9 protein-coding genes and 1 pseudogene are annotated in these 11,601 nt (G+C 65.1%); 2 read left to right on the top strand and 8 right to left on the bottom strand.

Features of this window, described 5'->3' with window-relative positions; genetic code table 11:
* Positions 1–50: 50 nt before the first annotated feature.
* The 7 genes and pseudogenes from HK108_RS13265 to HK108_RS13230 form a co-directional block, all read right to left on the bottom strand.
* Positions 51–269, bottom strand: coding sequence for a hypothetical protein (locus HK108_RS13265; protein WP_181271843.1), 219 nt, complete (start codon positions 267–269; stop codon positions 51–53).
* Positions 270–589: 320 nt separating this feature from the next.
* The gene (nrfD, locus tag HK108_RS13260) at positions 590–1,903 is read right to left on the bottom strand and encodes an NrfD/PsrC family molybdoenzyme membrane anchor subunit (RefSeq protein ID WP_181271842.1); all 1,314 of its coding nucleotides are present in this window, start codon (positions 1,901–1,903) and stop codon (positions 590–592) included.
* Positions 1,900–3,027 (bottom strand): 4Fe-4S dicluster domain-containing protein, encoded by a 1,128-nt coding sequence (locus HK108_RS13255; RefSeq protein ID WP_181271841.1) that lies wholly within the window; start codon positions 3,025–3,027, stop codon positions 1,900–1,902. Before HK108_RS13255 ends, nrfD begins: the two co-directional genes overlap by 4 nt.
* Positions 3,028–3,437: 410 nt before the next feature.
* A pseudogene (gene fdnG / locus HK108_RS13250) lies at positions 3,438–6,599 on the bottom strand (formate dehydrogenase-N subunit alpha); the annotation flags it as partial.
* A gap of 174 nt (positions 6,600–6,773) precedes the next feature.
* Positions 6,774–7,496: a class I SAM-dependent methyltransferase gene (locus HK108_RS13240; RefSeq protein WP_181271839.1), complete on the bottom strand. Its 723-nt coding sequence runs from the start codon at positions 7,494–7,496 to the stop codon at positions 6,774–6,776.
* Positions 7,493–7,930: a thioredoxin gene (gene trxA, locus HK108_RS13235; protein WP_139467566.1), complete on the bottom strand. Its 438-nt coding sequence runs from the start codon at positions 7,928–7,930 to the stop codon at positions 7,493–7,495. The genes HK108_RS13240 and trxA overlap by 4 nt, the downstream gene beginning before the upstream one ends.
* A gap of 138 nt (positions 7,931–8,068) precedes the next feature.
* Complete coding sequence (locus HK108_RS13230; protein ID WP_181271838.1) at positions 8,069–9,160, bottom strand: LCP family protein; 1,092 nt, start codon at positions 9,158–9,160, stop codon at positions 8,069–8,071.
* Positions 9,161–9,709: 549 nt separating this feature from the next.
* On the opposite strand from HK108_RS13230, the gene HK108_RS13225 reads away from it, so the two are divergent.
* On the top strand, positions 9,710–9,913 hold the full coding sequence (locus tag HK108_RS13225; protein WP_062240453.1) for a cold-shock protein: 204 nt from the start codon (positions 9,710–9,712) through the stop codon (positions 9,911–9,913).
* Between the two features lie 391 nt (positions 9,914–10,304).
* On the top strand, positions 10,305–10,880 hold the full coding sequence (locus HK108_RS13220) for a GNAT family N-acetyltransferase (protein ID WP_229664139.1): 576 nt from the start codon (positions 10,305–10,307) through the stop codon (positions 10,878–10,880).
* Positions 10,881–10,952: 72 nt separating this feature from the next.
* On the opposite strand, the gene HK108_RS13215 is transcribed toward HK108_RS13220, so the two are convergent.
* A partial coding sequence (locus tag HK108_RS13215; protein ID WP_219922406.1) for a transposase occupies positions 10,953–11,601 on the bottom strand: 649 nt, incomplete at its 5' end.

Raw genomic sequence — 11,601 nt, 5'->3', positions numbered from 1 at the left:
CCGCGTCTTCAAATGACGGTGCTGCGACTCGGCGTCACCGCGATACCTGCTCAGCGCGGGGTGATGTCCTCGTCGCGGAACTGGCGGAAGCTGGCCATACAGAACCAGAAGATGACCCCCTGGACGAGTCCGAACAACAGTGTCTTCCACCAACTGAACATCCCATTGCTCAAACCAAGGAAATTCATTAGGAAGTAGATCAGCGGAAAGGCCACCGCGACCGCCACACCGAACCTAAGGCTCTGACGATCCTTGAGCAGCTTCTTCATAGGTCTCTCACGCTACCCGACGCACTTCAATTTGCAAGCAATGTTGCTGAATAAGGTGCCTGGTGAGGCTGTTTTTGACGCCGATCAGCGTTCGCCGAGGGAGATTTCGCGCAGCGAGTTCGAGCATCCTTCATCGGTCGTCGCACACCACCCCGTTGCACCGAGGTGTTTTCGCACTGAAGGCGAGGGGTTCCGCCGGAACTGTATGAAGAGCCACTCGCGAGTGGGTGCTGGCACTGCCGGTGCCCAGCAACACGAACGGTGAGGGGTGCTCACGGTGAGGGGCGCTCGCGCTTAGCGGTGATGCCTTGCCCGCCCGTCTACCGGCCGGTGGTGATGGAGTCGTCGGTGATGCCGCAAGCCCGACGCTCTTCGAGGCGAGCGCGCTGCGGTTCGACCACGTGACGCGGGTCCTTCGTCGATTCGATGCCGGCTTCCAGCACACCGAAACGCGTGTACGCCGAGGCGGCCGCCAAGGCCGCACCGGAGACGACGGACAGCCCCCGCAGCACAGCACGCGTCTTCCAACTCCGCTTTGCGACTCCAGCAGAGCCTGCACTTCCGACAGCCTCAGCAACTGCGCCAGCCACATCTGAAGCACTCGCTGAGCCGCCAGAGCTACGCCCACCCAGCTTCTTCGCGAACACGCGCGCCCCCACCTCGACGACGGCGGCTCCGACGGCTCCGGCGATGAGCAGCTTCTCGGCGCGGTGGAGCTTGTGTCCCGGTTCGCCGTCGTCCATCGGATCGACCTCGGCGGGGTGCATGCGCTTCCTCATCGCCGACATCGCATAAGCCTCTCCAGCGGTGCCGGTGAGGGCGAACAGTCGGGCCGGGCCGGTCTCGGTCACCGGTGCCAATGCCATCGCGGCACCTCCGGCGGCCATCGATGCCGAGGACACGAATACGTACGGCAGACCGTTGCGACCGGCGGCGTTCCAAGTCGGAACGGCCGTCGCCCCGAGAAGCACAGCGGTATATGCGGCCAGCGGAGTGGCGAAGAAGGCGGATTCGACGGCCGCGGGCGTCTCCATCGCATGGAGCACCTTGCGCAGCGGGCCCAGAGGCAGCAGCTTCTCACCGGTGATCCGGTCGAGTTCGATCGCGAAGGTCACTCCCGATCCGACGCCGAAGCCGGAGAGGATCCAGGTGCCCAAGCTCATCGGCGATGAGACTTTGACGACGCGCATCATATTGAGGAATCGTTCGGGCCTGCCGAGGTCAGCCACGAGAGCGGCACCGCCGATGCCGGTCGCGGCGATCGCAGTCATCCGGGAGGCGATGCGCAGACCGGGCCGATCGGTCAGCTGCGCGCCGAAGCCCAACAGAGACGAACCGCCCGCCAGACCGCCGAGGAACAGGTAGGCCCCGATCTCATCGCCCCACGGTGGAGCCTTGACGATCGGTCGACCGTAGTAGGACGTGAATTCGACGTCCTCGACCATCGGCATCTCACGGTTGCCGTCGGCACCGCGGTTCTTCCACCCGCCGCCACGGCCGTTGCCGCCGCGACCGCCCCGACGGCCACCGGAACCGTCAGGTCCGCTGGGACCTCCGCGGCCGCCTCGGCGGCGTTTTCTGCGTCCGCCTTCCGGCTCGGGTGGGCGGTAGGAATCGTACTCTGAGGTGCTCATGAACGGCGGCTCCCGAGGAACGCGAGTCCGGCCGCGGCGACCATGCCCAGCGCCGCGATCCCGGCGTTGGCGTACATCTTCGGCAGATCCTTCGTCGCGACCCGCGGGTCCGGCGGCAGGCCGTAGACCTCGGGTTCGTCGAGGAGGAGGAACACCGATCCGGTGCCGCCGACCCCGTCGTTCGGGTTCGCCCCGTAGAGGCGAGCCTCGGTCAGGCCCTTCGCGTGGAGTTCGGCCACGCGGTCGTGCGCCTGGTCGACCATGTCCTCACGGTCGCCGAACTTGATCGACTGCGTCGGGCAGGTCTGCGCGCAGGCTGGTTCCTGACCCTCGACGAGGCGGTCGTAGCAGAGGGTGCACTTGTTCGCGGTGCCCGCGTTCGGCACGTCCATGTCCGCGGCCTTGCGATCATCCCGGTCGGTGGGGGTGTTGATCGTGCCGTCGTCTCGGCGTTCGATGACGCCGAAGGGGCAGCCGGCCACGCAGGTTCCGCAGCCGTTGCAGACATCGTTCTGGACGACGACGGTGTCGAATTCGGTGCGGAAGAGCGCACCGGTCGGGCACACGTCGAGGCAGCCTGCGTGCGTGCAGTGTTTGCACACGTCGGAGGACATCAGCCAGCGGAAGTCCGCGGTGTCCGGGGGTGTTGTGTCGACGTTCGACAGGTCGGTCGGCTCCAGGGCACCCGGTGCCAGTAGATCAACGTTGAGGTCGGGGGTCGTCGGCAGACCGGCGGAGGTTCGGCCCTCGGCCGCCGCACCCAAGGCCCCGTCCAGCGGCTGCGCGGCGGCAGACTCATCGGTGCGCGGGCGGATCGTGGGCATGCCGAGATTGACGAGCTTGCGCCCGGATTCCCGCGCCTTCTCGATGCGTTCGGAATCCTGTTCGATGAACGCGACGTGCCGCCACGTGTTCGCCCCGAGGCTGCCCGTGTTGTCGTACGAGGAACCGAGCAGTTCGAAGGTGCCGTCCTGCGGGTTGCGGTTCCACTCCTTGCACGCGACTTCGCAGGCCTTGCAACCGATGCAGATCGAGGTGTCGGTGAAGAATCCCTTGCGGTTGTGCGCGGAATCGTGCCAGTGCCCGTCCGCCAACGTGCCGTCATCGATCGTCGGTGTCGACATCAGTCGTCCTCCTCCTCGTTCTCCTGCCGATCCCGAGCCGCCCGGGCGCGAGCTTCCGCTTCGGCCACCTCGGTTTCGGCGATCGCACTGCCGTCGGCGTGCCGGCCGTGGTCGGGGTCGCCGTCGCTGGGGTCCCCGTCGTCGGCACGGTTCGACACCGCAGTCTCGGCGGGTTCGGTCGCCTCGGTGGGTTCGATGGTGATCCTACCGCTGCGATCATCGGCGCTGTCGACCGTCGCCGAGGCGGTCGTGCCGTCCCCGTCGGAGGCTCCATCGCGTCCCCCATCCAGGGTCTTGCCCGGGGTGACGCCGACGGCCGAGTCGCCGCCTCGGTGAGCGTGCCCACCGGCGCTGCGACCCTGTCCGGCGTGATGGGAGGCCTCGACATCCTCGGCGGGAACGGTGACCTGCTGGTTGCCGGATTCGGGGCTGAGACCGGCCTCGCGTTGGTACTTCTCGACGAAGTCGACGAGTTCGGGTCCGCGGGGACGGCGGCCGGGCATGATCGTTCCGGCCACGTACTTGCTGTTCTGGATGTAGACGTTGGGGTCCATCGTCACACCGAGCAGGTCGTTGGCGGAATCGCCTTCGACGACGGCTCCCTGACCGCCCACGCCCCAGTGGTAGGGCAGACCGATCTGGTGGACCGTCTTCCCGCCGATCGTCAGCGGGGTCATCCGCTTCGTCACGAGGACGCGGGCTTCGATCGCCGCCCGCGGGGAGACCAAGGTCGCCCAACCGTAGGGTTCGAGCCCCACCTCGGCGGCGAGTTCGGGTGAGATCTCGCAGAACATCTCCGGCTGCAGCTCCGACAGGTACGGCAGCCACCGGGACATACCTCCGGCGGTGTGGTGCTCTGTGAGTCGGTAGGTCGTGAACACATAGGGGAAGACCTCGGACCCGGGCACCCCGGCACCGGGAGCGGACAGATTGTCCTCACGGCGCATGACCATCCGGGTCGGGCTGTTCTGCTGGGAGTACAGCGGGTTCGCGACCGTCGATTCCTGCGGTTCGTAGTGGGTGGGAATCGGTCCGTCGATCATGCCGCTGGGTGCGAACAGCCACCCCTTGCCGTCGGCCTGCATGATGAACGGATCGTCACCGTCGAGGTTCGCGGGTCCGCCGTAGGCGGCATCCGATCGGGCGGCGGGTGCGCGGTCGATCGGGAAGTCGGGCACGTCCTTGCCGGTCCACTTCCCCGTCTCGTCGTCCCACCACACGAACTTCTTCCGCTCCGACCAGGGAGTTCCGTCGGGTGCGGCCGAGGCACGGTTGTACAGGATCCGGCGGTTCGCCGGCCATGCCCACGCCCATTCGGCGGCGGTCTCGTCCTGCTCATCCCGCGGTTTGCGGCGGGCGGCCATGTTCTGGCCTCCGGCGTAGACGCCGGCGTAGATCCAGCAGCCTCCGGCGGTGGTCCCGTCGTCGGTCATCTGGTTGAAGTTGTCCAAGGGCTCGCCGTCGCGGTCGCCGCCGATGAAGTAGCCGTTGATCTCCTTGACGACCGCCTCGGCGTCGACTTCACCCTCCTCGTCGACCGGGTAGTCCCAGGTCATGTCGAGCAGCGGTCGATCGCGGGGGTCGTCGGAATCCTTCAGCTTCTCGCGCACGGCTTGGCCGAGTTCGTAGAAGAAGTCGAGTTCGCTCTGCGCGTCCCCGGGCGGGTTGACGGCCTTGTGGCGCCACTGCACAAGACGCTGGGTCTGCGTGAAGGTGCCGGCCTTCTCCGTGTGGTTGGCCGCGGGCAGGAAGAACATCTCGGTGTCGATGTCCTCGGTCTTCAGCTCCCCTGTCTCGATCTCGGGGCCGTCCTTCCACCAGGTGGCGGATTCGATGAGGCTGAAGTCGCGGACGACCATCCACTTCAGGTGACTCATCGCCATGCGCTGCATGCGCCCGTTGGCCGAGCCCACTGCCGGGTTCTGCCCGAGCAGGAAGTACCCGTCGACACCGTCGTTGAGCATACGCACCGCGGTCTGGTAGGTGCCGTGGGCGCCGTTGATGCGCGGCAGATAGTCAAAGGCGAAGTCGTTGTCCTGCGTGGCCGCGTCGCCCCACCAGGCCTTGAGCAGGCTGGTGGCGTAGGCACGGCCGTTGGCCCAGTAGCCCTTGTGGGTCTCCGGGGTGCCGACGGCCGCGACGTAGTCGTCGAAGGTGTCGTGGACTCCGGCACTGGGCATCGGCAGGTAGCCGGGCAGCAGGTTGAACAGGGTCGGGATATCAGTCGATCCCTGGATCGTCGCGTGCCCGCGCAGCGCCATGATTCCGCCGCCCGGTCGGCCCATGTTGCCGAGCAGCAGCTGGAGGATCGAGGCGGTGCGGATGAATTGCGCGCCGAGGCTGTGCTGGGTCCACCCGACCGCGTAGGCGAAGCACGTGGTCCGTTCCCGGCCCGAGTTCTCGGTCACCGATTCGTAGAGGTAGTCGAAGTCTGCGGGTTTGATTCCGCAGTTCTCCTCGACCATCTCAGGCGTGTAGCGCGAGTAGTGGTGCCGCAGAATCTGGAACACCGACTTCGGGTCCTTCAGGCTCGGGTCCTTGAGCGGTGCACCGTGCTCATCCGTCTGGTACGACCACGTCGAATTCTCGTAGGAGTTCGTGTCCGGGTCGAACCCGGAGAACAGTCCGTCGAGATCCTCGGTGTCGACATAGTCGTCGCTGATGAGGTTCGCGGCGTTGGTGTAGGCGCGCACGTACTCGTCGAAGTAACGGCCCTCGGTGAGCACACGGTTGATGAGCGCACCGAGCAGCACGATGTCGGAGCCGGCCCGAATGGGCACGTGCTTATCGGCGATCGCGGTGGTGCGCGTGAAACGAGGATCGACGTGGATGATGCGGGCACCCCGGGCCTTGGCCTCGCTCACCCACTGGAAGCCCACCGGGTGGCACTCGGCCATATTGGAACCCTGGATGATGATGCAGTCCGCATTCGCCATATCCTGGACGGGTTGTGTGGCGCCGCCGCGCCCGAACGAAGTTCCCAAACTGGGAACGGTGGCGGAGTGTCAAATACGCGCCTGGTTCTCGATCTGTATCGCCCCGGCCGCGGTGTAGAGCTTCTTGGCGAGGTAGTTCTCCTCGTTGTCGATGGTCGCCCCGCCAAGGCTGGCAATGCCCATCGTCCGCCGCAGCGGGTGGCCTTTGTCGTCGAAGTCCTCCCAGTGGTTGCGGCGGGCCTCGATGAATCGGTCGGCGATCATGTCGATCGCCGTCGGCAGGTCGATCTTCGTCCAGTCCTTGGCCTTCGGGGCCCGGTAGAGGACGTCGGTGACACGACCGGGAGCGTTGACAAGCTGTTCGCTGGCTGCGCCCTTCGGGCACAGGCGGCCGCGAGAGATCGGTGAGTCCGGGTCGCCTTCGATCTGCACGACCTTGTCATCCTTGACGAAGATCTTCTGCCCACAGCCGACGGCGCAATAGGGGCACACGGATTGGACGACCTTGTCGGCCGTGACCGTGCGTGGAGTGGTGTCCCGAGTCTGCTGGGACACGACGGATTCGCCGCGTCCCGTCTTATCCGACGTGCGCAGCTGCCGGAGTACCGGCCACTCGAGGAAGCTGAACCGAGCCATGGCACCACCTTAGCCCCTCACGGGGCGGAAATGCACCAGGTGAGACCGGGTTTTCGACCCCATCTCAGGGGGTTGGGAATCGCCCGGCTCGCCGAGGCGGCTGCGCAGTCTTGATCGACCGCGCAGCCGCCTCGGTGTCGGGTTCCGGGTTCCGGGTCTCTGGGTTGGCCGAGTTCAGACCCGGCGGGCCAGGAGGATCGCGTCCTCGAGTTCGGCGGGTTCGCCCGACGGGGAGGTCACTTCTCGGGTGCGGGTGTCGGCGAGTTCGATCTCCCAGCGGTGCGGGCTGGCGCCGATGAGGAGGGCGAAGTCTCCGTTCGGGCTGACCAGTTCATGGTGGTGGTCCATGCCGTGCTCGAACTTCTCGCTGTGTTCGGCGGCCCACGGCGGCATCGTCGCATGGGAGACGAGCAGGAGAGCCCCGCCCGGTGCCACGTGTGCGGCGACGCGGGTGAGGAGCTCTTCCCGGGTATCGGGCAACCGGGTGTGGAGGAAGGATCCGGTGACGAGGTCGAAGCCGCCTCGGCGATCGGGGTCCTCCGGTTCCCAGGTGGAGACGTCGGCGACGGCGAATTCGGCGGAGATTCCGCGGGATTCGGCGGCCCGGCGGGCGCGGTCGATGGCCGTGGTCGACAGGTCGATGCCGGTGGCGTCCCAGCCGTTCTCGGACATCCAGACGACGTCCGCGCCTTCACCGCAGCCGACGTCGAGGACGCGGCCGGGGGTCATATCGGTGACGACGGCGACGAGGGATTCGTTCGGATTTCCGGACCAGATGGCGTCGTCAGCCTCGGCGTAGCGCTCTTCCCAGGCGGCCACGGAATCGGGTACGCCGGTATTGTCTGCGCCGGTTCTGTCTGCGTGGGTGTGGTCGTTGTGGCTGCTGGTCGCTGTCACTTGTCGACGCCCGGGTCGGCAGGGATCGAATCGGGGGCGGCACCGTCCGCGCTGTCGGTCTCTGCGGCAGCGGCGGCTTCCTGCTTGGCCAGTTCGGCACGGACCTCGTCCATGTCGAGTCCCTTGACGGCGGTGATGACCTGTTCGAGCTGCGGGGCGGCGAGCGCGCCGGGCTGGGCGAAGACGACGATGCCCTGGCGGAAGGCGACGAGGGTCGGGATCGAGGAGATCGCGAAGAGTCCGGCCAGCTGCTGCTGGGCTTCGGTGTCGATCTTGCCGAAGACGATGTCGGGGTTGGCCTCGGCGGCCTGTTCGAAGACCGGGGCGAACTGCTTGCAGGGGCCGCACCAATCGGCCCAGAAGTCGAGGAGGATGATCTCGTTGTCGTTGATGGTCGACTCGAAGTTGTCTTGCGTGATTTCGATCGTAGACATGCCGTCCAGTCTAGGAGCCGCGGATGAATATCGCCTGGACGGAGATCACATGACGGGGCCGATGTCCGGGACAACGGGGCGGCTGAAACGGAGCTGACAACCGCCACGACGGGGATCAACTCAGCGGGTGCCCGATGCTCACCTGCCGAGGTCGGCGATCGGTTCGTCGTCGATGATGGCGGTGAACACGGCGTCCGCCTCGGCGGATTTGACCACCCGGTTGGGGTCTTCCGGTGCGGGTGTCCACGGCATGATCTCGAAGGTGATGTCGTCCTCGGGCACGGAGGCCACCGTCGTAGCCAGGGAGGCCAGCGAACGCATCGAGTCGAGTTCGTCGTCGACGCCGATCGTCGAGGTCACAGCGTCGAGGAATCCGTACAGGCGGTCGGGCCGGGTGAGGACCTGGCCGCTCTTGGCGCGGTCGATGATGGCCCCCATGACCATCTGCTGGTTGCCCATCCGTGAGATGTCGCTGCCATCGCCCACGGCGTGCCGTGTCCGGGCCAGGGCGAGGGCGTCGTCTCCGCCGATCGTCTGGTGGCCGGCGGGCAGGTCGAGGTTCGCCTTCGGGTCGTTGAGAGGTTCGTCGAGGTCGACGGTGATCCCGTCGAGCGCGTCGACGATCGCTGAGAATCCGTCGAAGTCGACGTTGATGAAGTGGTCGACGCGCACCCCGGTGAGTTCCTCCGCCGCTGATACGGAGCAGGCCGGACCCGCATTGAGGGCCGAGTTGATCATCCCGTGCGTGGCCGCCGACGCGCCGTGGCCGGTATCGTCGCAGGCGGGAATGTCCATGATCGTGTCACGTGGGATCTGCACGGCGTCGATGCGGCCGCCGTCGGCGGCGACGTGAGCGAGGATCATCGCATCGCTGCGGGCACCCTCGGCACTGCCGAATCCTTGCCCCGAGGCGGTCCCGGAGTTCGCGCCTTTACCTGTGCCCGAGTCATCGGAGGCGTCCTTCGCCGAGGCGAGATCGCGAGTGTCGGATCCGATGATGAGGACGTTCGTCTCATCGGTCAGCTTCTCCGGAACGTCGCCGCCGTGGGCGCGCAGCGGGGACGAGGAGATATTCGCGCCGAGGTTGTGCACCGCCACCGCGATCGTCACGGGGGCACCGATGATGAGGACCGCAGCCACGGCGACGAAGGTGCGCCGGCGCCGGTACTTCGCGGCGAGGCGTCGCTGTCGGCGGGGTCCTGGCGGCGGTGACGATTCTTCGTTGTCCACGGTTCGGGTGCTCCTGCGTCCGGGGTCACGGCGGATTGCATACAAAACGGAATGTATACAATCCTAGATGCCTGCGCTGTCGAGTGCACATCGCTGTGTTCCATCTCTCGACTGAAATCATTCGGCCGAAATCACCCGCAGAGCGATCACTCTGTTAAGCTGGAATCGTTCTCGCACAGAAATGTGCGGAGCAGATGGTGTCTGAAGAGCAGGTAGATTCGCTCGTCACCATGTGTTTGCCCATCGGCGCGTGTCTGCCTTCCGCGCCCCTCATGATTTTTCCCAGTTCAGTCGTCTGACGACTTCCGTCCAGCACCTTCGAGTGCATGATCGAAACCGAGTATCCCCACGATTTCGTCTGAGACAGAGACCTCACATCAGAGAACTCATCCTCACCAGCGATTCCGAGTCCTCGGTTCACCCACAGATTTTCGTTGGATCTGCGTCTGAAGATCCAGTCCAGCCAGCGGGAAAGCCGGATCCAGCAATGGGTCCGACCATCACGATCGCAGCAGCGGTCATCAGTTAAAAAATAAGGATACAAAGATTATGGCAACAGGTACCGTGAAATGGTTCAACGCGGAAAAGGGTTTCGGATTCATCCAGCCTGACGACGGTTCGGCTGACGTGTTCACTCACTTCTCCGCGATCGAAGCCTCCGGCTACCGCGAGCTCACCGAGGGTCAGAACGTCGAGTTCGATTCTGAGATGGGCTCCAAGGGCCTGCAGGCGACTCGCGTCCGCGGCCTCTGAGACTCTTTGAGAGTCTCACCTAGAGACTTCTGAGATTCACCAGCGACCCTGCGTTCACCCATTTGGTGTGAACGCAGGGTCGCTGTCATCTCCTCCCCAATTGCTACCTGACGGGGGCCTAGCAACCTGGCGCCAGGTTGCTGGGCCGCCGTCACCGGCGTTGACAGGCACCCTTCCTTGCTCTACTTAGAGTCAGTGCCAACGGCCGTGAACCCTGACGTTGGAGGAGCGATGAAGCACTCGGTACTCACCCGTTGGATCGTCGCATTCATCCTACTCGCCGCCGCCTGCATACTGAGTTCCCAAGCGGCGCCGTTCCATGACTTTGCCGCGTTTCTGTGGTTTTTGGCCCTCGTTCTGCTGATCACCGCCACGACACTCGCGGTCATTCGTGACCGTCGACGACGCCGATCTGGCTGAACACTCCGGCAGCTCCACGCACTTCGGCCCGCCCGGTTATCCTGAACTCATGCCGCCCTGCGACACTCCTCGTCTGCGCCTGCGGGAGATGACCGACGACGATCTCGACGATATGGCCGCCCTCCTCGGCGATCCGCAGGTGATGGAGTATTACCCTCACTCCAAAGACCGCACCGAGGCGGCTGCGTGGATCCGGTGGAACCGACGCAATTACGCAGAGCACGGGTTCGGGCTGTGGATCGTGGAGACGCGCAAAGGTGAGTTCCTCGGCGACTGCGGCCTGACTTGGCAGACCGTCAACGGCGCACCTCACCTTGAGGTCGGTTTTCATGTGAAACCGTCCGACCAAGGTAATGGGTTCGCCACCGAGGCGGCTTTGGCCTGCGTCGATCACGCTCGGGAGCTCGAGGTGGCTGCAATACCGACCGCCATCATCCACCGAGACAATCGACCGTCGCAGCGTGTGGCCGAGAAGCTCGGGATGCAGCGCAACCCCGAACTCCGACACAAGTCCCCCGACCACGAGGTGTTCTCACTGGACCTGTGACCGCCCTAATTGCTACCTGACGGGGGCCCAGATACCTCGCGCGAGGTTGCTGGGCCGATCCTTCTATGTCTGTCAAGCCGGCGTGGGAATTGTTTCTAGCCCGTTGAGAATCTTGAAAACTCGACGCGCGAGATACCATTTGAGCTTGCGCTTGAGTTCCCTCTTCGACTTCTTCGTCGGGTCCTCACCAAAGCGCTGGGCAACATAATCCCTGGTCCGCTCATCGTGGATCATCCGGTTCGTGATCACCGTGTGCAAGGCCCGGTTCAACTGCCGATCCCCACCCCTGTTCAACCGGTGTCGTTGCGTGTTGCCCGACGAAGCAGGAATCGGATTCGCCCCTGCCAGGGCTGCGAACGCAGCCGCGTTACGGACTCGTCCCGGATGCGACCAGGCGGTGAAGAACACCGCGGCAGTGAACGTACCGATCCCGGGTTCGGCCAGCAAGACTGCCGCCGGACTGGCCTCAACAAGTTCAGCGAGCTTGTCATGGTTGTCCTGCAGATCGTCGTCAAAATCGAGGACGCGTTGAGCTAAACGGACCGCTTCGTCCCGGGACGTGGCCAGGCCGATGTCTTCCTTCCTGTCCCGCCATTTCGCGATCTCGACGAACTGGGCATCGGTCAACGAGTTACGGGCATCAATTCCCAGAGCGACAGTGCGCACCAACGCGGTCAGGGAGTTGATCATCCGGGTCCGTTCGGTGGTCATCGCGTCCCGG

It is taken from the genome of Brevibacterium sediminis (assembly GCF_013623905.1).
In the GTDB taxonomy this organism is placed as follows: Bacteria; Actinomycetota; Actinomycetes; order Actinomycetales; family Brevibacteriaceae; genus Brevibacterium; species Brevibacterium sediminis.
The sequence above is the reverse complement of the archived record's forward strand: the minus strand, read 5'-3'. Positions and strand labels throughout refer to the sequence as shown.